The 24,300-nt window shown below is 41.8% G+C and carries 21 protein-coding genes; 13 read left to right on the top strand and 8 right to left on the bottom strand.

Annotation, left to right across the window (positions count from 1 at the left end; genetic code table 11):
* Positions 1-9: 9 nt before the first annotated feature.
* The gene (gene nrdF / locus JCM16456_RS17895; protein ID WP_068717058.1) at positions 10-984 is read left to right on the top strand and encodes a class 1b ribonucleoside-diphosphate reductase subunit beta; all 975 of its coding nucleotides are present in this window, start codon (positions 10-12) and stop codon (positions 982-984) included.
* On the opposite strand, the gene JCM16456_RS17900 is transcribed toward nrdF, so the two are convergent.
* Positions 981-1,496, bottom strand: coding sequence for a DUF3299 domain-containing protein (locus JCM16456_RS17900; protein WP_231894473.1), 516 nt, complete (start codon positions 1,494-1,496; stop codon positions 981-983). The genes nrdF and JCM16456_RS17900 overlap by 4 nt on opposite strands.
* 150 nt (positions 1,497-1,646) lie before the next feature.
* On the opposite strand from JCM16456_RS17900, the gene JCM16456_RS17905 reads away from it, so the two are divergent.
* Entirely contained in the window at positions 1,647-3,137 is a 1,491-nt protein-coding gene (locus tag JCM16456_RS17905; protein ID WP_225250417.1) for an alkaline phosphatase, read from the top strand.
* Positions 3,138-3,227: 90 nt separating this feature from the next.
* On the opposite strand, the gene JCM16456_RS17910 is transcribed toward JCM16456_RS17905, so the two are convergent.
* Positions 3,228-4,079, bottom strand: coding sequence for an SDR family oxidoreductase (locus JCM16456_RS17910; RefSeq protein ID WP_068717060.1), 852 nt, complete (start codon positions 4,077-4,079; stop codon positions 3,228-3,230).
* Positions 4,080-4,535: 456 nt separating this feature from the next.
* On the opposite strand from JCM16456_RS17910, the gene JCM16456_RS17915 reads away from it, so the two are divergent.
* The 6 genes from JCM16456_RS17915 to JCM16456_RS17940 all read left to right on the top strand — a co-directional run bounded on the left by JCM16456_RS17915 (position 4,536) and on the right by JCM16456_RS17940 (position 11,309).
* Positions 4,536-5,501 (top strand): hydroxyacid dehydrogenase, encoded by a 966-nt coding sequence (locus tag JCM16456_RS17915; RefSeq protein ID WP_068717062.1) that lies wholly within the window; start codon positions 4,536-4,538, stop codon positions 5,499-5,501.
* Positions 5,501-6,199, top strand: a complete 699-nt coding sequence (locus JCM16456_RS17920; protein ID WP_068717064.1) for an RraA family protein — start codon at positions 5,501-5,503, stop codon at positions 6,197-6,199. The genes JCM16456_RS17915 and JCM16456_RS17920 overlap by 1 nt, the downstream gene beginning before the upstream one ends.
* A gap of 65 nt (positions 6,200-6,264) precedes the next feature.
* The gene (locus tag JCM16456_RS17925; RefSeq protein ID WP_068717066.1) at positions 6,265-7,662 is read left to right on the top strand and encodes a DASS family sodium-coupled anion symporter; all 1,398 of its coding nucleotides are present in this window, start codon (positions 6,265-6,267) and stop codon (positions 7,660-7,662) included.
* 8 nt (positions 7,663-7,670) lie between these two features.
* Entirely contained in the window at positions 7,671-8,828 is a 1,158-nt protein-coding gene (locus JCM16456_RS17930; RefSeq protein ID WP_068717068.1) for a metallo-dependent hydrolase, read from the top strand.
* A gap of 145 nt (positions 8,829-8,973) precedes the next feature.
* Positions 8,974-10,830, top strand: a complete 1,857-nt coding sequence (locus JCM16456_RS17935; protein WP_068717070.1) for a sigma 54-interacting transcriptional regulator — start codon at positions 8,974-8,976, stop codon at positions 10,828-10,830.
* A gap of 152 nt (positions 10,831-10,982) precedes the next feature.
* Entirely contained in the window at positions 10,983-11,309 is a 327-nt protein-coding gene (locus JCM16456_RS17940; RefSeq protein ID WP_068717072.1) for a hypothetical protein, read from the top strand.
* A gap of 86 nt (positions 11,310-11,395) precedes the next feature.
* Here the strand turns inward: JCM16456_RS17940 and JCM16456_RS17945 are convergent, their stop codons facing one another.
* Positions 11,396-13,096 (bottom strand): sensor histidine kinase, encoded by a 1,701-nt coding sequence (locus JCM16456_RS17945; RefSeq protein WP_068717074.1) that lies wholly within the window; start codon positions 13,094-13,096, stop codon positions 11,396-11,398.
* Between the two features lie 69 nt (positions 13,097-13,165).
* On the opposite strand from JCM16456_RS17945, the gene JCM16456_RS17950 reads away from it, so the two are divergent.
* Complete coding sequence (locus tag JCM16456_RS17950; protein WP_068717076.1) at positions 13,166-13,582, top strand: BLUF domain-containing protein; 417 nt, start codon at positions 13,166-13,168, stop codon at positions 13,580-13,582.
* Between the two features lie 63 nt (positions 13,583-13,645).
* On the opposite strand, the gene JCM16456_RS17955 is transcribed toward JCM16456_RS17950, so the two are convergent.
* The gene (locus tag JCM16456_RS17955) at positions 13,646-14,131 is read right to left on the bottom strand and encodes a GNAT family N-acetyltransferase (RefSeq protein WP_068717078.1); all 486 of its coding nucleotides are present in this window, start codon (positions 14,129-14,131) and stop codon (positions 13,646-13,648) included.
* A 161-nt stretch (positions 14,132-14,292) separates the two neighbouring features.
* On the opposite strand from JCM16456_RS17955, the gene JCM16456_RS17960 reads away from it, so the two are divergent.
* The gene (locus JCM16456_RS17960; RefSeq protein ID WP_068717080.1) at positions 14,293-14,907 is read left to right on the top strand and encodes a class I SAM-dependent DNA methyltransferase; all 615 of its coding nucleotides are present in this window, start codon (positions 14,293-14,295) and stop codon (positions 14,905-14,907) included.
* A 103-nt stretch (positions 14,908-15,010) separates the two neighbouring features.
* Here the strand turns inward: JCM16456_RS17960 and JCM16456_RS17965 are convergent, their stop codons facing one another.
* The 3 genes from JCM16456_RS17965 to JCM16456_RS17975 all read right to left on the bottom strand — a co-directional run bounded on the left by JCM16456_RS17965 (position 15,011) and on the right by JCM16456_RS17975 (position 20,308).
* Positions 15,011-15,982, bottom strand: a complete 972-nt coding sequence (locus JCM16456_RS17965; protein ID WP_082712368.1) for an alpha/beta hydrolase — start codon at positions 15,980-15,982, stop codon at positions 15,011-15,013.
* Between the two features lie 930 nt (positions 15,983-16,912).
* Positions 16,913-18,709 (bottom strand): M3 family oligoendopeptidase, encoded by a 1,797-nt coding sequence (locus tag JCM16456_RS17970; protein WP_068717084.1) that lies wholly within the window; start codon positions 18,707-18,709, stop codon positions 16,913-16,915.
* 348 nt (positions 18,710-19,057) lie between these two features.
* Positions 19,058-20,308 (bottom strand): MFS transporter, encoded by a 1,251-nt coding sequence (locus JCM16456_RS17975; RefSeq protein ID WP_082712369.1) that lies wholly within the window; start codon positions 20,306-20,308, stop codon positions 19,058-19,060.
* A 397-nt stretch (positions 20,309-20,705) separates the two neighbouring features.
* Here JCM16456_RS17975 and JCM16456_RS24075 point away from each other — a divergent pair, with 397 nt between their 5' ends.
* Positions 20,706-21,086 carry a hypothetical protein gene (locus JCM16456_RS24075; protein WP_068717089.1) on the top strand — a complete coding sequence of 127 codons (381 nt, stop codon included), beginning with the start codon at positions 20,706-20,708 and terminating at the stop codon, positions 21,084-21,086.
* 65 nt (positions 21,087-21,151) lie between these two features.
* Here the strand turns inward: JCM16456_RS24075 and JCM16456_RS17985 are convergent, their stop codons facing one another.
* A complete protein-coding gene (locus JCM16456_RS17985; protein ID WP_068717091.1) occupies positions 21,152-21,478 on the bottom strand; it encodes a DUF6693 family protein in 327 nt (108 codons plus the stop codon).
* A gap of 906 nt (positions 21,479-22,384) precedes the next feature.
* Between JCM16456_RS17985 and kduI the strand changes: the two genes are divergently transcribed.
* Together kduI and JCM16456_RS17995 are read left to right on the top strand one after the other, a co-directional pair.
* Entirely contained in the window at positions 22,385-23,224 is an 840-nt protein-coding gene (gene kduI / locus JCM16456_RS17990) for a 5-dehydro-4-deoxy-D-glucuronate isomerase (RefSeq protein WP_068717093.1), read from the top strand.
* 41 nt (positions 23,225-23,265) lie between these two features.
* Positions 23,266-24,255: a TRAP transporter substrate-binding protein gene (locus JCM16456_RS17995; RefSeq protein ID WP_068717094.1), complete on the top strand. Its 990-nt coding sequence runs from the start codon at positions 23,266-23,268 to the stop codon at positions 24,253-24,255.
* The last annotated feature ends 45 nt before the right edge of the window (positions 24,256-24,300 follow it).

The following is a 24,300-nucleotide window of genomic DNA, read 5'->3' on the forward strand; positions in this document are numbered from 1 at the left end:
GACATTACTATGACTACAACGACAGACGTCAAAAGCATAAAAGCCATCAACTGGAATCGCGTGCAAGATGACAAAGACTTAGAGATTTGGAACCGTTTAACGGTTAATTTCTGGTTGCCAGAAAAAGTGCCTTTGTCCAACGATATTCAGACATGGAAACAACTCACCGAGCAAGAGCAAACCTTAACGATTCGCGTATTTACCGGGTTAACATTGCTCGACACAATACAAAATAGTGTGGGGGCACCGGCATTAATGGCTGATGCTCAAACCCCACATGAAGAAGCGGTGCTATCAAATATCGCTTTTATGGAAGCGGTGCATGCGCGCAGTTACTCTTCTGTATTTTCGACTTTGTGTACCACACCGCAAATTGATGAGGCATTTCGTTGGGCTGAAGAGAACACGCTGTTGCAGCGTAAAGCCAGTATGATTCTCGAAGATTACCAAGCTGAACAGAATCCTTTGAAAAAGAAAGTGGCTAGTGTCTTTTTAGAGAGCTTTTTATTTTACTCCGGCTTCTATTTGCCAATGCATTGGTCTAGTCGAGCCAAACTGACCAATACCGCCGATTTAATCCGCCTAATCATTCGCGATGAAGCCATTCACGGTTATTATATTGGATATAAATTTCAGCAAGCGTTCAAAAAACTCAGTCTAGAAGAACAAGCAAAGATGAAAGATGATGCTTTCGCACTTATGTTCTCCCTATATGAGTTAGAAAATCAGTATACCGAATCGCTTTATGATGAAGTTGGTTTGACTGAAGATGTAAAACACTTTCTCCATTACAATGCCAACAAAGCGCTAATGAACCTTGGCTTTGAATCGCTATTCCCTGATGAGGTATGTCAGGTTAACCCAGCTATCATGGCGGCGCTGTCGCCTAATGCAGACGAAAATCATGACTTCTTCTCAGGGTCAGGCTCCTCATATGTGATAGGTAAAGCGGTGGCAACCGAAGATGAAGACTGGGATTTTTAAGGCGCTTCTGTATAAGCGGTGACTTTTATCCCATCTAGCAGATAACCCGCTTGAGCAAACTCCGATTCAGTGGTTTGTACCGATAGCGTACCTTCAATATAAACGGTGTCCCACAAACCTTGCAGCGGTGCACCTTGTTTAAACTTCACATAAACAATTTGGTTAGCTGGTGGTGGCGGAACATGAATACAAGCGCCGTAGTAGGGCACTAATAACAGCTCTGTCACCACTTTATCATCCCCCTCTAAAGGAATAACAAAACCGGGAATCTTTACCCGTTTCCCATCGAGATCTGTTCGGTATGCCACATCTGTTTTTTGTGGTGCACGTTCGCCATTATGATTCACAATAGCTGAGTTAGTTGGTGTTGAAAGAGCCGTTTGCTTAGGAATTAATGCATCCCAATCGATCGTTTGTGCGTTGGTTTTTGCCTGAGCAGAAACGCAAAATAGGCATGTGAGTAGGTAAGTGAATGACAGTAATTTGTGCTGCATATTTGTTGGCTTAATCATTTAAGAGATGATTCATCCTAATGTCGTTGCAACAGCAAATACAAGTGGGGCAATAGAAGCTTCATCAAGATGTCACGAATCCGTAATGTAAATCATCGTTTAATAACAGCTACTTGTTAGTCTAATTAAATCTAGAAAACGGAGTATTTCGTGATTAATACAAAAATAATTGCCCTTAGCAGTCTATTCGCAACGTTAGTTGGCTGTAGCGCAACGCAAAGCCATGTTCAAGTAACCAATCCACAGCAAAACGACGTGTGGTATCAACAGGCTCAAAGCGATATTGCTAAGGCTAAAGCAAATCGACCTATCGACAAGAAAGCAAAAAATGTGATTCTTTTCGTGGGTGATGGTATGAGTATCGGTACTATTACCGCAGCGCGTATTTACGCGGGTCAATTGCAAGGTCTACAAGGTGAAGAGTACCGTTTGGCAATGGAAAAAATGCCGAACATGGCGCTTTCGAAAACCTATAATACCGATGCACAAACTCCAGATTCTGCCGGTACAGCATCGGCAATGGTTACTGGCGTAAAAACCAAACAAGGTGTTATCAGCATTGATGATAACGTTCAACGCGGTTTTTGTAGCACCGCACGTGGTCACGAAGCAAAAAGTGCTTGGGAAATGGCGGCAGAAAAAGGGTTAGCTGTGGGGGTGGTGTCGACTGCTCGTATTACCCATGCAACACCTTCTACGACGTATGCACACTCTGCTGACCGCGATTGGGAAAACGATGCCGCAATGCCAAATATAGCCAAAAACCAAGGTTGTAAAGACATTGCTCAGCAACTGTTAACCTTTAACGGTGGCAAAGGCATGGACGTGGTATTTGGTGGTGGTCGTCGTGAATTCTTACCTAACACTGTCGTAGATGAAGAGGGCAGTAAAGGTAAGCGTAAAGATGGTCGTAACTTGATCACTGAGTGGGAAGCGTCTCATCCGCAAGGCCAATATGTCTATGACAAGAAAGGTTTTGACCAAATCGCAGCAAATGGTCAACCGGTATTTGGTTTGTTTGAGCCAAGCCATATGAAATACGATATTGAGCGTAAGGATGAAGAGCCTTCACTTGCCGATATGACCACAAAAGCGATTGACTTACTTTCGCAAAAGAAACAGGGTTATATCCTCATGGTTGAAGCAGGCCGTATTGACCACGCGCATCACGATGGTAATGCCGCGCGCGCTCTCTCTGAAACCGTGGCTTATGATAATGCGATTAAAGCGGCTTTAGCCAAAACTAATCCTGAAGACACTTTAGTGATTGTCACGGCTGACCACGCACATACATTGATTTCAAATGGTTATGCTGACCGTGGTAACCCAATTTTAGGTTTGTCTAAGAAAAATGGTCGTTATAATCTCGATGATTACGGTAAACGTTATACCACATTGATGTACGGTAATGGCCCTGGTGCGGTTGCGACGGCAGGGGCTAAGCGTCCAAATCCAACCGAAAAAGAAGTGTTAGACGTTAACTACCATCAACAATCACTGCTGAAACTGGCATCCGAAACTCACTCTGGTGAAGATGTAGCGATTTTTGCTCGTGGCCCACAAGCATACTTGTTCCAAGGCGCCGTAGAACAAAACTACATTTTCCATGTGATGAACGAAGCATTACAACTGACTGAATAATCGAGTTCATTACGTTCTTAGAAGAAAGCCAGACTCTGAGTCTGGCTTTTGTCTTTTCATCAACGTTGCTAGGACAATAACCGACTGAAATTACAATGCTGCTTTTACGAGTGGGCGTAATGCTGTGGTTGGTCGACCAATCAATTTACTCAGTACATGGCTATCATCAAAAAGTGCACCCTGTGAGGCACCAGCATCAGAGTCTGCCAGAATTGCAGCAAATGGAGCTGGTATCCCTGCGCTTTCTAATGCTTTCGCATAGTCCTCTTCAGGCATGTTAACGTAAGGAATCGCATTACCAGATTCTTCGCTCAAAATCGCACAGAGATCCGCCAGGGTGTAACTCTCATCCCCCGATAGTTCATAAACCTTACCGACTTGTGGTTCGCTACTTGTTAGTACTACTGCGGCAGCTTGAGCGAAGTCGTTACGAGTCGCGGAGCTTATTCTTCCGTTACCAGCGGCACCAATGAATGCCTGATTTTCAAGAGCTGGAGCAACGCTTGCTAGGTAATTTTCAGTATACCAACCATTTCGCAGTACGACGTAAGGTACATCTGCTTCGCGTAAATAAGTTTCGGTTGCGACGTGTTCTTTCGCTAGAGCTAAAGGCGATGTATCGGCATGTAAAATACTGGTGTAAGCCAGCAGTTGTACGCCCGCGGCTTTTGCTGCATCAATAACATTTTGATGCTGAGTCGCACGTTGACCTACTTCGCTAGAAGAGACTAACAGCAGCTTATCTAATCCAGAAAAAGCACTAGGGAGTGTGTCTGGTTTTGCATAATCAGCTTCACGAACCTCTACCCCTAATTCTTTTAATGCATTGGCTTTTTGTGGGTTGCGCACCAGTGCCACAATTTGATTTGCCGCAGTGGTTTTTAGAAGATGTTCAATCACTAAATGGCCTAATTGACCTGTTGCACCTGTTACACCAATCATAATGTCCTCCAAGGAACGGTTATCGTTAATTCGTTGGAATCTAGCTTGCCACTAACGCTTACAAAATGTAAGTACGTACTTTTTTGTTAGTGTTGTTTGGTCAGTATTGGGGAACGAAATGTTGTCACAGTAACATCTGGTTATTCATTGATATGGCGTAGTTGTCACCCCAGATAGTACGAGTCAAAAAAATCATTTGATGAACAGTTAGTTTGAATATATGAAGGTATTTTGTGATATTTATTTATTTTCTCTTTCATATTGAAATTCTGCATTTCATTATGAAATTTGTTTTAGAAGTATAAAAAATCATTTGCGATCTTTATCACTTATGTGCTTTATGCTGATTTTTTAAAAAAGTATTAAAATCATAATCTTATATTTTTTTACTCATGATTTTTTTCTTTGGCACATTAGCTGCTCCTATATACATGTCTGAAAAATAAGGAGCAAAAAATGAGTTATAAAATTCTTCTTCCTCAAGAAATTATGAAAGAAGGTCGTGAATATCTTGAAAGTCGTGGCTATGAGCTAATTAATGGCTCTGGTATGGAAGAGCAAGATATTATTCGTGATATTCCTGATTGTGATGGAATTATCGTAAGACTTTCCAAAATGACCGATGCAGTCTTCACTGCAGCCAAAAACCTAAAAGTAGTAGCTCGTCACGGTGCTGGGTATGACACCGTGGATTTGGAATCAGCCAAACGTCATGGTGTGGTTGTCCTGAATGCTCCGGTGGCTAACAGTATGTCGGTTGCTGAACTCGCAATGTTCTACATGCTGTACTGCTCACGTAACTTTAAACGTGTAGAAAACTACATGTTGGAAGATTACTACTACGCCAAACTGAAAACCCCCAAAGTGGAACTCGATGGCAAAACCTTAGGCATTATTGGGGTTGGTAATATCGGCTCTCGTGTTGCCAAAAAAGCGCTTCATGGCTTTAACATGAAAGTTATCGCTTACGATCCTTATAAAACTCAAGCAGATATGCCTGAAGGTGTGGAACTCACTTCCGATTTTGATCATATCTTTGAAGCCAGTGACTTTGTCACACTGCACTGCCCTGCAACACCTGAAACCATGGACTTTGTTGGCAAACGCCAATTCTCTCTTATGAAAAAAAACGCGTATTTCATTAATACGGCCCGTGGCAAAGTGGTGGATGAACCTGCCTTATATGAAGCGCTCTCTGACCATTTAATCGCTGGTGCTGGAGTGGATGTGCTTAAAGAAGAACCGTTCAATTCGAAAAATCCTATCTTCGCTTTAGACAATATTGTGATTGGTCCACACATTGGGGCCGCCACTAAAGAAGCGACCGATCGTGCTTCGCTACATTCTGCTATCGGGATTGATGAAGTGCTGTCAGGCAAAAAACCAAGCTGGCCAGTTCCTGGATTTGAAGGAGAAGAATAATGTCAATTGGAAACCGAATTTTCAAGAGTCGTCAAGAACTTAAACTGAATTTGTTGCCTGAGTATGAACAACTGCCTGTGGCGAACGTGGCTGACAAAATGAACCGCATCGCGGTACTTGGACAAGATATTCGTCTTATCTCCAAACCGTCTAAACCAATCATGGCAGGTTTCGCCATTACCGTTAAAGTGCGCGCAGGGGATAACCTCATGCTGCATGCAGCACTGGAAATGGCAGGACCTAATGATGTGATTGTGGTGTCCAATGAAGGCGATCGTTCACGCGCCATCATGGGTGAAATTATGGTTACTTACGCCAAATACGACCGCAAAATCGCTGGCATTGTGTTGGATGCCCCTATTCGTGATATTGACGCTCTATCGCAAATGGATTTTCCTCTTTTTACCACTGGCTCAAATCCTGCTGGTCCGTTTAAAGAAGGCCCTGGTGAAGTGAATACACCGATTGCTGTTGGTGGGGTCGCGGTTTGTCCCGGTGATCTCATTTTGGGTGACGCGGACGGTGTAATAGCGATTCCTCTAAAAGATGCGGAAACCTTACTGAGTGCGGCCAAAGAGTATTCCAAATTTGACGCAAGCAAAGTCGAAGCTGCTCGTTTAGGAAAAGCCGATAAGAGCTGGGTTATGCGTTCGTTAGAGTCTAAAGGTACCGAGTTTATCGACGGTTCCTATCAATAATTATTCCAATAATAGCAGCCTGAGGCGAATGACGACCTCAGGCTCGACGTGAAACTAGGTGAACTATGAATATTCATAAATTATTACCTGTGGTGATCATCGCAGGGCTATTTTGGGTAATACCCAATCCTGAGGCGTTACAAGTCAGTACTTGGCATATGGTTGGTATCTATTTGGCTATGTTATATGGCTTGGTATTCCGACCCTATACCGATTCCGTAATGATGTTGATCATTGCGGGTTTTGCCTCATTGTTCGTTGATTCCAATGTTCTATTTGCTGGTTTTGGTCACCCTTTGGTGTGGTTCATTATCAGTGCCTTTATTATCTGCCGAGCGTTTGTGATTACCGGTTTGGGGAAACGTATTGCTTATTTGTTGTTACGTCGTTTTGGTAATAATACGCTTACGTTGGGTTATATGATGATGTTTACCGATACATTGTTAGCCCCTGCGACTGGGTCCAACATGTCTCGTTCTGGTGGTATAACCTATCCCATCTTTAGAAATATTGCGGAAAGTTTAGGTTCTTCTCCTGACCATAACCCAAGAAAATTAGGGGCTTACCTTACTATTTTGATGTACGTTGTATCGATGGGGACCTCCTCTTTGTTCATGACGGGTATGGCAACGAACTCCATTATCGTCTCTTTAGCTAATGAAATTCTGCATATCCATCTGGAATGGATGCAGTGGCTTAAAGCATCGATTGTACCGGCCGGTATTGTCCTACTTGGTGCACCATACATCATGTATAAAATTTACGCGCCAGAGTTAAAAGCAATTGATAATGTGAAAGAAATTGCTCAAAAAGGTCTGGAAGAGTTGGGCGTGATTAGCCGTGAAGAAAAACTATTGATTGTCTTTTTCGTCCTAGGTGTTTTGGGATGGATGACCGGGTCAATCACTGGCGTAAAATACGTCTCTGTCGGTTTGGCATTTTTGGCGTGTTTGTTGCTCTTTAAAGTACTGACTTGGGAAGATGTCGTGAGTGAAAAATCGGCATGGCAAACTTTCGTTTGGTACGGTGCGTTTTATGGTGTTGCTACAGCGCTGTCGAAAGGGGGATTTTACACCTATTTAGTTGATGTCATTCAAAGTTACGTCGACTTATCGGGCTACAGCCAATTTACTGCGATTTTTGTCTTGGTGATCTTTAGCTTAGCTGTACGTTACTTCTTTGTTTCAAACAGTGCTTTCGTCGTCTCGTTCTATCCAGTGCTCTTTACCTTGGGATTAACCACCAACGCTGATCCGCTATATATCGGTTTGTCTCTAGCGTTTTCAGCAGGTTACGGTGCACTGTTAACCCACTATGGTAATGGTGCGGGGGTGATTACTTTCTCAAGCGGTTATGTACCTCAGAAAACATTCTGGAAAATAGGTACTTTCTTCGTGCTGATTAACATCATTGCATATGTCTTTATTGGTATTCCTTACTGGAATCTTATTGGTATGCATTAGGAGATGATATGAAAATTGATATTCTGATCAAAAATGGAACCACCTACGATTCCGATAGAAATGATTTTACTCAGACTGATATTGGTATCGTTGGCGATAAGATTGTCGATATTAAAGATAAGTTCGTCGATGCAGATACCGTCATTGATGCGCAAGGTTGTTACGTTGTTCCGGGTCTTATCGATTTCCACGCCCATATTTATGAAGATGGTACTGCGATTGGTGTGAACCCTGATGTCATCTGTTTACCCAATGGGGTGACGAGTGTGGTCGATGCCGGTAGCTGTGGATGGGTGAATTTCCCTGCATTTTATAAACATGTCGTCACACCAGCGATGGTGAAAATTCGTAGTTATCTTAATGTTGTTAATGTCGGATTATCGACATTAGGTGGTGGGCCTACTGGTTATTTGGAAAATACCAATCCAGCTAATTACAATATTGATAAAATTAGCGCATTAGTGAAGAGTAATGACAATATTCTTGGCTTGAAGTTGCGTTATAGTAAGGATATTACGATTAATAAAGGTTTTGAAAAAGATCCTTTAGAAGTGACGGCTCACTTGGCCAAAGAATTGAATACTCATTTCTGTGTTCATGTGACTGATTCAACTCGACCACTCTATGAAGCTATTGAGTATTTTGGTCAAGATGACGTACTAGCACATTGTTATCATGGTGTGGGTAATACGATTATTGATGATAATGGTAAGGTTTATCCTGAAATAAAAGATGCGCAAAAACGTGGAGTCATATTTGATTGTTCCAATGGCGTCGCTCATTTTGATTTTAAGGTTGCCAAAGCAGCAATTGATGATGGTTTCTATCCTGACATTATCAGTACTGATTTGACGCAGAAAAACTCACTAAGAACGGAAAAAGTATTTAGCTTATTGTATGTTATGTCGAAATATCTTAATTTGGGCGTTCCACTCAATAATGTGATTAAGGCGGTGACAAGTACACCCGCAAGATTAATGCACATGCAAGGGGAAATAGGTACGTTGTCGCCGGGTGCATTTGCTGATATTTCTCTATTAAAGAAAGAAATGTCCTCGGTTGAATTTGAAGATACAAATGGAGTTAAAATTCATGGTGATCATTATTTAGACAATGTGGCAACGGTGTGTGATGGGAAGCTTGTATATCGGCGAGTCAGTTTTTAAATATTAAATTACGTGGTTATAAATATAACACATGAGAGTTAGATCTATATCTCATGTGTTTTTTTAAAAGTATTACCTAACTCAAGTTTATTTAATTTTGAGTTGGGTATACTTATTTAAACACATCGAAGTATGATTGGTATCTATGTTGGATTATCACGAAATTGCTATATTTTCTGTATCTAGAGTTATATCTGAACGGATATCAACATTATTGATAGAGAAAGATATTGATATCCTTATTTATGAGCTTGAGCATTATGATGCAATTGATAAAGCCCGTGAATTAATCAATGAAGGGGTAAAGGTTATCATAAGTCGTGGTGGGACGGCAAATGTATTAAGACGAAATCTTGATATTCCAGTTATTGAAATTCCACACGATTTTTTTGGTATTTATAAAACAGTTGAAGAAGCTAAGTTGCGTGGTAAGAAGCTTGCTGCAGTAGGTTTTCCTCAATATTGTAATATGCTAAATCATTTCCAGACAATGACCAATGAGCAGTTCCAAGTTTGTCGAGTTTATAATCATAAAGATATTGAGCATGTGATGATTAAACTGAAACAGGACGGGTATGATGTGGTCATTGGAGGTTTATCTGTATCGAAATATGCGAAGATAAATAATCTAGAAGTAGTCATGGGGGATACCGATAATTTATCTATAGAAATGGCGATAAATCAATCTATCAATATTTTAAAATATATAAAAGATCAGTTTTTTAGGTATGATATCGTTGATTCATTATGTAATAATGTGAGAGATTCGATTCTAGCATTTAATAATAAAGGTGTTATTCTTGAATTAAATAGTGAAGCTAAACGACAATTTTCATGTAAGAAAGGTGATAATATTCTTAGATTGCAAGTATTCAAAGAACTCTACGAATATATCATCAGCGAGCAAGAGGTTAAGTCTTATTACTTGTCATGTCAGCAAAAGTATTTTGATGTTTCAATTACTAATGTTCATGTTAAAGAAACACCATTTACGATATTAAGAGCAATTTCTATTACCAATAAAATGATAGAGAGGGAAAGTTTTAGAAAAAGTAAGTTTCCCGCTAAATATACATTTTCAGATATTATTGGCGAGTCAGCTGAAGTCTTAGCGTGTATAGAGTTTGCTCAACGTTACGCAACTAACGATCTCCCCGTATATATTGAAGGTCCAACCGGTACAGGGAAAGAATTATTTGCTCAAAGTATTCACAATGCGAGCATGAGAAAAAACCAACCATTTATTGCGGTTAACTGCTCTGCAATACCAGAAACTTTATTAGAAAGTGAATTATTTGGTTACGAAGAAGGGGTATTTACTGGGGCGAAAAAAGGCGGAAAACTTGGTATTTTTGACATGGTAGATGGCGGTACATTATTTCTTGATGAAGTCAGCGAAATATCGTCTCTCGTCCAGTTAAAGCTTCTGCGCGTATTACAAGAAAAAAACTTTTCCCGAGTGGGGGGCTCGTCATTAATCTCGACGAACTTTCGACTTATTACCGCCAGTAATAAATCGTTGAAGCGATTAGTTGAACAAAATAAATTTAGAATTGATTTTTATTACCGCCTCAATATTTTGAAATTGTCGATTCCGAGTTTACAAGATCGTGGACACGATATTTTGTTGTTAGCCAATAACATATTGGCAATGAATGATATAAAGCTGAATTTTACGGATGAGGCAATAGACTATATGCTGCAATATCAGTGGCCGGGGAATATAAGGGAGTTACAAGCATTGATCTATCGCCTGATGGTGCTGTGTGATTCTAATCAAATTTCGGTCAGAGATATCATCACCAATAGCGAAGAAGCGAATTTTTCTCCCTCAATCGACAGCGATAACGATGTTGAAATGTCTTTGGAAAAAAGCGAGAGGGAACTGATCAGTCAGGTGCTTGCGAAAACCAACGGCGATCGCACGAAAGCGTCTACGATACTCGGGATGAGTTCAACCACATTATGGCGGCGGATCAAAAAGTATCAATTGGAATGCTAGTGATATAACCAGCAAAGTGATCGTTGGTTTCAAGGATGATTAATTTGAAAAGGAAGATTTGTGTAAAAAATTTACCTTATGAAAAAAAACGTTTCTGTACTTAACAATTCGTAGGAAAAATACTTTATCGTCTTACCAAATGGAGTGTAAATATGACTTTTACAATTATTCAAGAAGGTAATGCCCATATTGCACCTGAGGTGCATGATGCTGTCTTAGGTACCCCGTGCTGGTCTGGTATGAATGATGTTTGCTTTGATGAACCCATGAAGGAAGCTCTGCGTAAGTTTATTTCCAATCAGGCCGCTAACATTGCTTATATGGATGCGATTTGTGGACGCGATATGTTACCATTACCTTTGTTTGATGTTTCATTTTTAGATGGATGGCCCCATTTATTCTGGAATGCGGTTTATGAAAACACATTCAATAATGCTAAAGAGTCACATGATTCGGTGTGCATTACTCAAATTGAGTAATGATCATCACGTTGCAGACTGTGATTTTGAGAGCGAATCTATCATAGCTTAGAACCAAACTATATATAATGTTGTTACTTACATAATCAATTCTGTTCAACTTTAGTAAAAACAAGCGTAACCGTTGTACCCATATTCACCTCACTTTTTATCGATATCTTCGCGTTTAACTTTTCAAGTAGATGATAGGTAACAGATAGGCCCAAACCACGCCCTTCTTTAAGGCCTTTGGTTGAATAGAAAGGATCAAACACATGCTTCAGGGTGTCTTGTGGTATTCCCGGTCCGTTATCGTGGATTGTTAGATGTAATCCTTGCGTATCTTGAGTTCCATTTATCTCAATGTGGCCATCATCTCGTTCTGCTAATGCTTCAATTGCGTTTTCTACCACATGGTTAATGGCTTGAGAAACTTGATTTCTTTCACTCGTCAATTGAATGTCTTTAGGAACAAAGTTGTCGATCTTGAGCTTATGTCCATTTGAATAATGGTACAGTTTTATGACATCTTGGCATGCGTCGAACAGGCTGAATGATGCCAAATCGTCGCTGTTTTGAGTAGTAAATGAACTAAGGTCTGCAACAATATTTTTAACTCGTACTAAACTGGCTTTTGAATCTTCGATCACTGCAGAAAGGTCATCACAAATAAACTGAACATCGTTATCTTGCTTAAATTGAGACAGCTTGCCGGTATCAGGCAGAGCGTCTTGTTGATTCAGTGAGCCGATAATATCATCGTGCATTTTTATCAGTGAAAGCATTGAATCGACGTAATGATTGAGCGGTGTAAAGTTACCTAGAGCAATACTTAAAGGGTTATTAATTTCATGGGCAATACCGGCAGCTAGGCGTCCGACAGAGGCCATTTTTTCTGAGTGAACAAGGTGTTCTTTGGTTTTTTGTAACTCTGACAGCGTGGTTTTTAGGCGTGAATAGTGAAACTTCATGCGCCGTTGAGCTTCCAGACTTTCTAAGCTGATACGCAGTTGCGATGCAGCTTCTTCAATGATTTTCACTCGTGATACCGAAAGGTGGTCGGCATGGTTGCTGTCAACAAGACAAATCACAGTACAAAAGCGCTCGCCAAAAATCATGATTGGGAAAACTAGCGCAGTTTGATTTTGCGTTTCGTCTGGAAAGACAATATTGGGTAGGTCACTGTTTTGTATTTTATCGAGCATTGCTTTTAATGCTGGTGGGTTTGGGATAATGGCCAGCTTTTCTTTGCTTTCTGTTAATGAATATACCTTGGGTTCATCTTGATTCTTTGTTGGTTTGACGACGTACGTTTGAGTTGACTGACAAAATACGTCTAAGGATTCGACGAATTCGGTGAGTGAAGCTTGTACCACCAAATCTCGGCGATTAAATTGGTTTACCTTGGAGATTAACGCAACATTAAGCTGTTGCTCTTGAAGTAACTGCTGACTTGAGAACTGGCGGTTAAGTTCGTTTTGAATCGCGGCACTAAATGAAGGATGCGAGATTTCGTTGATACGAACGATCCGGTCTGGCCATAGTGTGTCGTCATCCACTTCAAACACATCACTTTGATCGCAAACTAGCCACAGACCAATACGAGGGTTTCTAAGCATGGTGCGTGTATAACGAATGATATCGGATGTCATTTTATGACCACAGGTGGCAAAATCAATCAGCACCAACCCGTAGGCATTATCCCGTATCCATTTTTTGATCTTGGCGAGTTTAACTTCTTTATGAGGTTGAAAATGCGCCAAGGGTTGCAAATCTTCTTGAGTACTGATTAATAAAAAATTGATCACAAACTTTCCCCTTTAGGATTTACTCGGCTACTTTTTAAAATAGTGCATAACTGGTCAAAAGGTGGAGTAATGAAACTGATTCGTTTGCTTTATTACAGCCAAGCAACTCGTGAAATGTCGCTAGCAGACATGAAAGCCATTTTGGAAAAAGCGCGCGCTAATAATCACGCGCAAGACATTTGTGGGATGCTTTGCTATGACAACAACTATTTCCTTCAGATCTTAGAAGGGGATGCTGCTGAAGTTACTGAGTTATTTTTAACGATTGCTGCGGATGAGCGTCATCACTCTGTGGTGATCGTTGGAGTACAAGGTATTGAAAGTAAAGTCTTTCCTCAGTGGGACATGGGCTATGCCGGTAGTAGTGACACGTTAGCCAAATTGATGAAAGAGATCGGGTGTGATGAATTTGACCCAGAAGCTCTTAACTTTAAACAGGCAGCGACTTTACTGTATGAGTTATCTAAAGAACAAACCCAAGTGTAGTGGGGAGAAGTCTCGCTTATTGCCTGAAAGGAGTGCACGTTGCACTCCTTTCTCGTTCGTTGTTTACTTAATTTCCTTTTGCCAAAACTCAGCCTTACCCATTTTCGGGTCAAGCTCGTAACCAGCGAATCCGAATTTGCGGTAGCTGCGTTGAGCGGGTTCGTTTCCAGACAAGACTTCTAAGGTGATTTTGCAACAGCCCATTTGACGCGCTTGCTCTTCTACCTTTTCCAACAAACCTTGGCTTAAATTCAATCCACGATAGTTTCTTGAAACCATAAAATCATGGATATTGAGCAGCGGTTTACACTTAAAGGTAGAAAAGCCGGGTATGCAGTTAGCGAGCGCCGCTGCATTGCCATCCACATAGCACAGGATGCTCATGGCGTTTGGTAACTCTGCCAAAGCCGCTACTAAATGGCTTTTGACATAATCTGATAATGGCTCAGCCCCGCCCATTGGATCTTGGGCGTATTCATCCATTAATGCACAAATATCTTTACCGTGTTGAGCGTTGGCATAATCTGCCACGACAAATTCTATTTCCACAATACTTTCTCCTTTATTGTTGTAGTTCTCTCACGTGGTATCGTGATTTCGCTTTGGTCGTGATTTTAGGTAATCACTGCGATACATTATGCATATAGGTGGTTCTTTATAACGGAGATGAATCATTGCGTCTACTAAAGGAATGGAAAAGGAGCTATTAGATGAGTAATTACTTTGATTCAGTGGCGGAGTCGTGGGATAACAACCCTGCCAAAATAGAGCGAGCCACTGCAACGGCTCAGCAAATTAAACAATTGCGCTTAGCAAGTTATGAAAGCGTGATTGATTTTGGCGCGGGTACCGGTTTATTAGGCGTGCAACTGCGTGATCTTTTTGAGCACGTTCATCTCGCCGATGCATCAAATAACATGCTCGAGATCGCTCATCATAAAATAACGCAAGCTCAATTTACGAATGTGCATACTCATTTTGTTGAAAGTTTGACGGATATTTCTGGTAGTCATTCAGCGATTGTGACCTTGATGGCCCTTCACCATATTCACAATGTTGGCGAGTTCTTTGCCGCTGCTTATCAAAAATTGCAAGCGCAAGGTATGCTAGTGATAGCCGATCTCTATGCCGAAGATGGTTCATTCCATAAACACAATCCTGACTTTGATGGTCATAACGGTTTCGATCTAGATGAACTGTGCCAAAAGGCGAAACAAGCCGGATTCACCATAACCAAAGCGGAACCATTCTATGAAATCCGCCAAGAGAGTGGCGATGGAATCGAGCTTGTCTACCCACTGTTTTTATTAGCAGTGATGAAATAGGTAATGGCATCAGAATGGAGAAAGAATAACGCAATCATTATCTTGTTGATGGCGTTATACGCCCCTGATATGTGATGAAGAAATAATCAGGGGCTGTCTCTACTTATCCAGCAAACTGGTTTTGTTCTAGCCATTGGGTAAATAGTGGTAGCCACTCTTTTGCGGTGCCTTTGGCGTTACGAATACCAAAACCGTGGCCACTTTTTTGGAAGATATGCATTTCTACGGGAACATTATTTTCATGTAATGCTTCGTAAAAGCGGATGCTGTTCATCTGGTTGACCGATTTATCATCATTGGCTAAACCAATAAAGGCAGGTGGCGTATTTTCGGTTACCCACTTTTCAGCTGAGTGCTGCTGAATTTGTTGTTTACTGGGGGATTCACCCAATAATACTTTGCGAGTGCCATTGTGGGTATATTTCTTTTCCATAGTGATAACTGGATACATTAAGCCGACAAAATCGGGTCGGGCTGAAAGAGTGTCTGCACTATCAATAGGTGTATATACCGAGCGGTCAAATTGAGAGGCTAAACTTGAGGCTAATTGACCACCGGCTGAAAAACCTAAAATACCGACACACTGGTTGTTTATTTGCCATTCTTTTGCATGAGCACGAATAAAACGGACAGCACGCTGTGCATCTTCCAGCGGTTGCCATTCTCGGTCGGACGCTTGAGCGTTTGGAAGACGATATTTTAGGATAAATACATTCAACCCATGTTCGTTTAGAGCTGGGACAATATCAAGCCCCTCTTTATCGAACACCACGCGCTGGTAGCCACCACCTGGAGCTAGAACAATACTGCAGTTACTGGGCTTATTTGTTGGGAAGGTAAGCAATTCACTCTGTGTAATGTTAATCCAAGCTCTATCGCGTATAGCTGCGACTTTACTGCGTTCGATCACCGTTTCCTTTGGTGATGGATTGTTATTTTCGACAGTATTTGGCCAAATAGGGAAGCTTTGCTCTGCGGTTAACGGTGCGGCTGATACTGGCGCTAAGCTTGCAAATAATACAAACGCCACGCTTAATCCCAAACCGCGAATTCTTTGGTTGGTTATCATGCTCATTTACCTAGGTCATTATAAAAATAATACGTTAACAAAGCGCTAAAATTTTATGTGTTATATGTGCTTACTTTTTAAGACGATATAGAGCATGGAGTGTGATGAAGTTCTCCTTAATTCTCTTAATAATATTATTTTGATGCAAATATAAATATTCTTTAAGTAAATAGCATCGCAGAATAACATTTAACGTTTAATTAAGCCTTATGGTGAGTCCGGGCTTAACTACACGGTCATATTACCCTTTCTTAATTTTGGAATATACAATAATCTAAAGGGGTAATTGATTAAATTATATTTATTTCAATGTGTTATGTCGGATTTTTTGACTCCTGCGCATGATCCCCCCTCTAACTCCCCCCTTAAAACCAAGGGGGGAGGACCAGATCGAGAACGTTGTAATATATTAGTTTTATTTATTTTTTCTGTTCTGGCTTTAGTAACAGTTCAATTGCGTTTTGGTGCAACGATCTGGAACGGGTTAATGCTTCTTTAGTCGGACGACTGGGGCGAGCTGGTGTAATTTCTTCGCTTTATATCAGCATTCACTAGTGTTGGCTTGATCGTGTTTTTGATAGCGATCTCGATCTGGCTCCCTCCTTCTTTAGAGGGAGGGCTGGGGAGGGAGTATCACGCGCTCGAAAGTTAATGTAATATTCTGTTTTTATTGGTTTTTATTCTTTATTTTTTTTAATTCATTAATAATAACTCTGTTACTACTAACTTGTTTACTCGCGGCTTTTCTGAATCTCATTTCTTAATTTCTTACGAGGACACACACCGTTAAAAGCACCATTCACCATGACATAAAGGTGTGTGTCCTCGTTAATTTGCTCGTTAATTTGAGACTTGTCATCTATTCGTATATCCGTTGCGGGCTATAAAAAATGCCAAGTGAAATCACTTGGCATTGGAATAAACGTAAAGTCGAGCTTAATTTTGGTTAAGTAACTGCTCAAACAAATCGATTTTTTGTTTAACTCGATCGATACTCTGTTGCCAGAAATCTGCTTGGCTCAAATCCATACCAAGGTGTTTTTGCACCACCTCTTCGGCCATCATCGAACCGGTATCACGCAGCAAGCTGATATAACCTGGGTAGAAATCCGCGCCTTTTTCTTCGCGCTGAGCATAGACTCCTAAGCTAAACAAATAGCCAAACAAATATGGGTAGTTGTAGAAACTCACTTCAGAAATACTAAAGTGCAGTTTGCTGGCCCAGAAATACGGGTCAGCTCTGTCCATCGATTCGCCATACCAAGTTTTCCAAGCACTGCTCATCAATTCGCAAAGCTCGGTTGCCGATAGTTCGCCATTTTGACGCTGCTCATAAAACGTTTTTTCGAACTCAAAACGTACCGGAATATTCACCATCAGTGCGTAGCACGACGATAACTCTTCCCACAGCATTTCAAGCTTTTCTTCGCGAGTTTGCGCTTTGTTGAGCAAGTAGTCGCGAACGATGGTTTCAGCGAAAATTGAGGCGGTTTCGGCCAATGTCATTGGATAGCGAGTTGCACACAGCGGCATGTCGCGCATCACCCAGTTATGGAATGCGTGACCAAGTTCGTGTGCCAAGGTCATAAGATCGGAACGACTGCCACCCCAAGTCATAAACACCAGCGGTGAGCGCGTAGCCGCAAATTTGGTGCAGTAAGCGCCAAGGCGGCGGTTGCTACTTGGTGCAGCGTCAATCCAGCCATTTTCGATCATGGTATCGACAAACCCCGCCATTTCGGGCGAGACATCGACAAAGGCGGCTTTAATGAGCGCTATGGCATCGTCAAAGCTGTAAAGCTCTGGCGCTTGGTCGGTTAAGCTCGGCATGCCGGCCAGGTGATTCCAAGGTTTCATAGAGTCTAAACCGTGCACTTTGGCCATCAATTGTCCTGCTTTATGACCAACTTCTCGGTTGGCTTTGGCGCAATCCATCATGGCGTCCAGTGTTGATAATTGAATGCGGCTTTGATGCAAACTTGGGTCAAGGAAATGCACTTTCTGCTTAGTTGAACGTTTCTGGTATTCAGTCAAACGCCAACCCGATAACGCGTTCAAAATGGCAGCAAAACTTTCTTGATGGGTTTTCATCGACGCTTGGATTGCACGCCATGCCAGCGGCTGGCGTTTAAAATCCGTGCCGTACAAAATACTGGCCGCTTGAGAAAACCCCATCACTTCTTGAGTGCCATCCTCGTGTTGCAGTGTCACTTGAAGTGAACCAGTCAAATTATCGTAAAGGCGTCCCCACCCATCGCGGCCATCGACCTGCATGGCAGAAAGCAGCTGCTCTTGTTCAACACTTAGCTGGGTTTGCGCCTGCTTGCGAAGGCAGGCGATCAAAAAGCCTTGTCCCGCTACATCGCCACTTTCATGATCTAACACTTGCTCGATAAAGCTTTGATCTGCAGTGGCAAGCACGTCTTGATACGGTGTATAAGCCTGAGCCAATTCAGAGCTGAGTTTGGCGATGCGACCAGATAGTGCTTTGGCGCGAGTGTGGGTCGCATCCACTGACGAGTGGCATGACGCAAACGTGCTGATGGTTGATAATAGCGTGCTTGCCGCTTCGCGCGTCTGAATCGCATTTTGCATCACTTTGAATGACTGGCGCTCAGCAACATGCTGATTTAGCACGTCAATGCATTGGCTGATGAGGGTGATGTCTTGTTCAATTTTGCCATCATCCAGTCCTTGATAAGCGACAGAGAGATTCCAACTCGGTGCGTTCATCCTTAATCCTTTTGTGTTAGCTGTGTATTGGTTTGATTATATTACGAATATCGATAATTTCACTTAGCGAATTACCATTTCTTACAGGGACACACACCGCTAAAGGCACCAATTACCATGACATAAGGGTGAGTGTCCTCGTTAATTTCTCAGGTATAGTGGTGTAATTTCTTCGCTTTATATCAGCATTCACTAGTGTTGGCTCGATCGTGTTTTTGATAGCGATCTCGATCTGGCTCCCTCCTTCTTTAGAGGGAGGGCTGGGGAGGGAGCATCACGCGCTCGAAACTTCAAGTAATTTGTTTATTTTACAATTAGTTAAAAGTGTATGTCATTGTTGATTTTCGTCTACAAAAACGCCCTTGGATAGCGCGTGGTGTAATAGTTTTCAAGCTGTGTATCTTGAGCCGTTAACGCTTCAATGCAATCTCTAGTTTGGGTAATAAACGCCAGCGAGAGAATGATCAAACCGCCCATGGTCATGATGAGTGTATCAATGTTAAAGAGATTGATATCAATCGCATAGCTAAATGCCATGCTACCAAGCGGGATGGTTAACACGCAAAGGGCAAAAATCGCAGATTCAATCCGCGCTTTATGGCTAACCGGAACGGCATGACCGCGTAGCGAACTAAACTGAATCCCTTTGATCGTTAACCCCATTCCTGAGAGAAAAAGTGCGATAGCTTTGATAGCGGCGGTATGAGTGTACGCAAAGGCCATCACGCCTAAACCAATCAATAAACCGCCGAGCAATACTTGCTGATAACGGTTGAACCAACGATTCATCTTCACCGAGAGCGTACCGCCAACCAGCATACCAATGGCGATAGAAGATTCGAACAGCACCACATAACTGATGTCGTTATTGAGGGTTCGCTGCACGTAAATTGGAACGACAACGGAAATGAGGGGAGTGAGAATAAAGTTACCGACCATGGCGGAGTAGCAGAACATCAGCTCCGGTTTAAGCTGTTTTAGGCTGCGAAAACCTTGGGTGATTTGCAGCGCTTTGCTCTCAGCTGAAGGAGCGGGCTTTACACCAGAAGGCAAACGCACAAAGTTGAACAAGAGCAATGAAATCAGGTACAAAACAAAGGTGGCCAGCAGAGAATTAACTATCCCTACGGCATAAATTACTCCGCCACCAACCACCACACCAATGATCACTTGCAGTGAGTTTAAGGTCGAGGAGATACCAATGGCATTCGTGAGGTTCTCTTTACTCACCAGCAGTGGAATTAGGGTGTTAGGGGCCGTAGAAATGGCGCTGTTTAAAATCGACAAAAGCGAAATAAGGATCAAGCAGCTGATAAAACTTTGGTAAGAAAATAATAAGATAAACGCCAATAACACCGAGGCAATACTGCAAAATAGCACCACGGTTTTCTTTGCATAGCGATCGAGCAAATAGCCTGATATCGGTAAAAACAGAATATTGGCAACCCACATTACCGCGACTAACACACCTACACTTTCAGCGTGACCAAATAGTTGCACTAATGCCCAAATAATTACCACCGATGCACTGCGAAATGCCACGATGGAACAGAGATGAGAGAAAATGTATCCATAATAGCTCATTGAATTTCTGCTCATTTTTTCTCTGTCCTTATGAATTTAATGGCGAACCTCAGTCCTTGAGGTGGAGATAATAAAGGGAATTTATGTAATAAAATTGTTGCATAAAGGTACCGTACCGACAAATCACAGTAACCGCAACTTATTTGTCTTTTTTAGTACAAGTGATTATTTCTATGAATATGTGTATTCGGTTGCATACAAATTACTAAGTCATCACGAAGTCGTATTTTGGTGAAGCTGTCTTTGCTCTAATCACCAATGTTAGCCGGGATTGGTACTAGACTAACTGCATAAAAGGTGATGTCGTTTGACCTAATAATTAGAAAGTTAAGCGTGTTTCTTGCACCGCAATAGTGAGGAATGTGGATGGATTGGTGCGAAGAACATAACGATGTTATGAAAGGAGACAAAAATGTATCCATGGCTAAATTCCAATTTTAACTTTCCCTTAAGCGGGAGCGTAAACCAAGATATCTCACCAGAGTTCTTCTTCAATTCAATAAAAAGAGGAAATGGTGATATCGAGAAGGCAATATTTACCAGTGGCGCTTCGTACGGTCGCCAACTTGGCATGATTAGCGGTATTTTGCTGGAAGTTATTGAGGCTTTGAATTTGTCTGATGATGTTGCAGAAGTGAAGAAGTTTAAAGAGCTACAGAAAACAATCCACCAAATCAAAGAACTTGAACACCACAGCTTAGAAACGCATGCTGTTGAAACATTAACGAATTTACAAAGCCAAGATAAAAGGTCATTTGAAAGAGTGATGAGGCAGTTTAGTACCGAAAAATAGATTGGTTACCCACCTTGTCAAAAGCTGCTCTTTTAAAAAGAGCAGCTTTTTTAATGGGTTAAGAGTCATTCTGACTCTAACTCTATAGTAGAGTTATTTAGCGCATAGTTCCAAATTCGGTAGACATAGAAAATGTAGCCGATGCCAAATGTCACTAGCGAAATTAAGAACCAAATAAACACATGAAGGAGATTGCCAAAAAGGTTGATCTCACAACTCATTTTACGTTCACGCTGCTGTTCATCGATCAAAGAAGTTCTATTGATAATGAACTTCGAAAATGAGTAGGGGAAGAACATCAGGGCAATACCAAACGTAATTAGGCTTAATACCGCCCAAATTACGAGGTGAAGAATAATGTCCAAAATGCCAACGTCTGCTTTTAATCTCAAGAGAGTTACCTTTTATTATGGTTAATTTTCTAAGTGACATTCATTTTGGCGATTTATTCGCCTTGCCACCGAACTACATCAAATAACCAGCGTCATTTGTTGAAGCTAATCATAATGTTAGTTCTGATAGTTGTGGTTTTTGTAAGCTTATAAAAATCGCAGATGAACGAACTCGTCTCTCTTGTTATCAGTAGTGTTATTAGCAGGACACACACCGTTAAAGGAGATTGTTTTTCTTACGGGGATACACACAGCTAAACGGTAAATCATGTTTTAAAAACGACGCTTTCATACTGCGGAATAAACAAATAACCCAAAGGGATGATTGATTAAATGTTGTTTTATTTCAATGGGTTATGGAAATTAACTTGACTCCTGCGCATGATCCCCCCTCTAACTCCCCCCTTAAAACCAAGGGGGGAGGACCGGATCGAGTACGCTGTAATATATTCATTTCTTGCGGGGACACACACCGCTAAACGCACCACTTACCATGACATAAAGATGTGTGTCCTCGTTAATTTTGCAAACCATCCTTGAAGGTTATTTGCTTGCCAAGTCTCAAGATTTTTGAGATGTGATCAAGAGACTGCTCTAACTCCCCCCTTAAAACCAAGGGGGGAGGACCGGATCGAGCACGTTGTAATATATTCATTTCTTACGGGGACACACACCGCTAGACGCACCACTTACCATGACATAAAGGTGAGTGTCCTCGTTAATTTCGATGACATAAAGATGTGTGTCCTCGTAATTTTTTCCTCGTAATTTTTGTATCTGATCAAAAAACTAAACGGTGTTTCATAAAAATTAACACCATTGATCACAAAATTGTTTATGCATATATAAATGATATTGCTCAAATATGAATGAGTGTTAGGCTAGCTCCAAAATTAGGAGGTGCCTATGCACACGAATTACAACAGCAATCCATTGGATGCTAAAGCGTACGATACTGATCGCTTGCGCTCTGAATTCCTTACCGAAGACTTATTTAAAAGTGACGAAATTACCTTGGTTTATAGTCATATCGACCGGATCGTTGTCATGGGCGTGAGTCCGGTTACTTCAACACTTAAACTCAATGAATTTGTCGATACCAAAGCGTTTGGCGTGGAGTATTTTCTTCAGCGTCGAGAGCTAGGAGTGGTCAATCTGGGTGGCTCTGCCAAGGTGAAAACGGCGGTTCAGGAATACACTTTGAACCATTTAGATGCGTTGTATCTGGGCTTGGGTGAGCAGGACGTTGAGTTTACGTCACTCGATCAATCAGACCCTGCGCTTCTTTATTGTTTAAGTGCGCCAGCTCATCACTGTTATCCATCACGGATTATAACTCGCGAACAATCTCGTCATATTGAGCTGGGCAGCACTGAAAATGCCAATGCACGAACCATCACCCAATATCTTCATCCTGAAGTGTTGCCAACTTGTCAGCTTTGCCTTGGGGTGACACATCTCAAACCGGGCAGTGTGTGGAATACCATGCCAGCCCATACCCATGAACGTCGCATGGAAGCTTATCTCTATTTTAACGTTGCACCTAATCAGGTGGTGTTCCATTTCATGGGTGAACCACAGGAAACTCGCCATATTGTGGTGCGCGACAAACAGTTAGTTTTGTCGCCAAGTTGGTCTATTCACTCGGGGTGTGGCACGCAAAACTACAGTTTTGTGTGGGGCATGCTGGGAGAAAATCAAACCTTTGATGATATGGATTTTGTGGATATGCAAGCGATTCGCTAACTCAAGATAACAATAACTGTACCTTACATGGAGTCACTAATATGTTGCTGAATAAACCGCTAAAAATGTTAACCGTTGCCGCTCTCGTCGGCAGCAGCCTAAGTTTTTCAACCTTTGCTCTTGGGACCACAGAAATTAAGGCCGCGTTTAATCAATCGGATAAACATCCTCAATATGAAGCGCTAAAAGAGTTTGGGGAGAAGTTAACCAAAGAAACTGAGGGTCGATATAAATTAACGATTTATCCGAACGAACTATTAGGTGACCAACGTGCAGCATTGGAGTTAGTGCAAAACGGTGCCATTCAAATGGCCGTTGTCGCCAACCCACTGGTGGAAAACTACGACAAGACCTTTCGTATGATCGGTATGCCTTATGTTTATAGTGGCCCTGAACATCAAGAAAAAGTGTTTACATCTGGTGTGTTAAACGATTTGTTCAAATCGACTCAACGTTATGGATTTGAAGTATTAACGGCATATACCGCTGGTGCTCGAAGCATGTATACCAAGGATGCTCCGACTGAAACCATTTCTGATATGAAAGGTAAAAAAATCCGTGTGATGCAGTCAGACACCATGATCAAAATGCTCTCTTGCATGGGTGGAACTGGTGTACCGATGAGCCAAGGTGAAGTGTATACCGCAGTGCAGCAGGGCGTTCTGGATGGTGCAGAAAACAATGAAATTACCTATGCGGATCTAAAACAGTATGAAGTGGCGCCTTATTTCACGGAAACTCGCCATTTAATGGTGCCGGATTTGGTGGTCATCAGCAGTTACTTTATCAACGGCATGTCAAAAGAAGACCAAGCGACCATTCGTCGTTTAGCCAAAGAAAGCACGCCAAATGAGTTCAAATTGTGGAATGCACAGATTGAGCGCGCTAAAGCTCTGGTTATCGCCAAAGGCGCCACTTTTACGGAAGTCGACACCAAGCCATTTCAAGATAACTGTAAGCCTTTGCAAAATGCGCTGGCTGAAACTCCAGCACAGCAAACGCTGCTGAAAAAAATTGCAGCACTTCAGTAAAAAGTCTCCATTTAAATCAGGGTCGACCATGGTGTCGACCCTTTC

The sequence above is a fragment of the Vibrio tritonius genome, from assembly GCF_001547935.1.
Lineage (GTDB): Bacteria > Pseudomonadota > Gammaproteobacteria > Enterobacterales > Vibrionaceae > Vibrio > Vibrio tritonius.

What these genes read in the sequence shown, in the direction of transcription:
- nrdF (WP_068717058.1), top strand. Translation starts at nt 10, where the DNA reads ATGACTACAACGACAGACGTCAAAAGCATAAAAGCCATCAACTGGAAT.
- JCM16456_RS17900 (WP_231894473.1), bottom strand. Translation starts at nt 1,496, where the DNA reads ATGATTAAGCCAACAAATATGCAGCACAAATTACTGTCATTCACTTAC.
- JCM16456_RS17910 (WP_068717060.1), bottom strand. Translation starts at nt 4,079, where the DNA reads ATGATTGGTGTAACAGGTGCAACAGGTCAATTAGGCCATTTAGTGATT.
- JCM16456_RS17915 (WP_068717062.1), top strand. Translation starts at nt 4,536, where the DNA reads ATGAGTTATAAAATTCTTCTTCCTCAAGAAATTATGAAAGAAGGTCGT.
- JCM16456_RS17920 (WP_068717064.1), top strand. Translation starts at nt 5,501, where the DNA reads ATGTCAATTGGAAACCGAATTTTCAAGAGTCGTCAAGAACTTAAACTG.
- JCM16456_RS17925 (WP_068717066.1), top strand. Translation starts at nt 6,265, where the DNA reads ATGAATATTCATAAATTATTACCTGTGGTGATCATCGCAGGGCTATTT.
- JCM16456_RS17930 (WP_068717068.1), top strand. Translation starts at nt 7,671, where the DNA reads ATGAAAATTGATATTCTGATCAAAAATGGAACCACCTACGATTCCGAT.
- JCM16456_RS17935 (WP_068717070.1), top strand. Translation starts at nt 8,974, where the DNA reads ATGTTGGATTATCACGAAATTGCTATATTTTCTGTATCTAGAGTTATA.
- JCM16456_RS17940 (WP_068717072.1), top strand. Translation starts at nt 10,983, where the DNA reads ATGACTTTTACAATTATTCAAGAAGGTAATGCCCATATTGCACCTGAG.
- JCM16456_RS17950 (WP_068717076.1), top strand. Translation starts at nt 13,166, where the DNA reads ATGAAACTGATTCGTTTGCTTTATTACAGCCAAGCAACTCGTGAAATG.
- JCM16456_RS17960 (WP_068717080.1), top strand. Translation starts at nt 14,293, where the DNA reads ATGAGTAATTACTTTGATTCAGTGGCGGAGTCGTGGGATAACAACCCT.
- JCM16456_RS17965 (WP_082712368.1), bottom strand. Translation starts at nt 15,982, where the DNA reads ATGAGCATGATAACCAACCAAAGAATTCGCGGTTTGGGATTAAGCGTG.
- JCM16456_RS17970 (WP_068717084.1), bottom strand. Translation starts at nt 18,709, where the DNA reads ATGAACGCACCGAGTTGGAATCTCTCTGTCGCTTATCAAGGACTGGAT.
- JCM16456_RS17975 (WP_082712369.1), bottom strand. Translation starts at nt 20,308, where the DNA reads ATGAGCAGAAATTCAATGAGCTATTATGGATACATTTTCTCTCATCTC.
- JCM16456_RS24075 (WP_068717089.1), top strand. Translation starts at nt 20,706, where the DNA reads ATGTATCCATGGCTAAATTCCAATTTTAACTTTCCCTTAAGCGGGAGC.
- kduI (WP_068717093.1), top strand. Translation starts at nt 22,385, where the DNA reads ATGCACACGAATTACAACAGCAATCCATTGGATGCTAAAGCGTACGAT.
- JCM16456_RS17995 (WP_068717094.1), top strand. Translation starts at nt 23,266, where the DNA reads ATGTTGCTGAATAAACCGCTAAAAATGTTAACCGTTGCCGCTCTCGTC.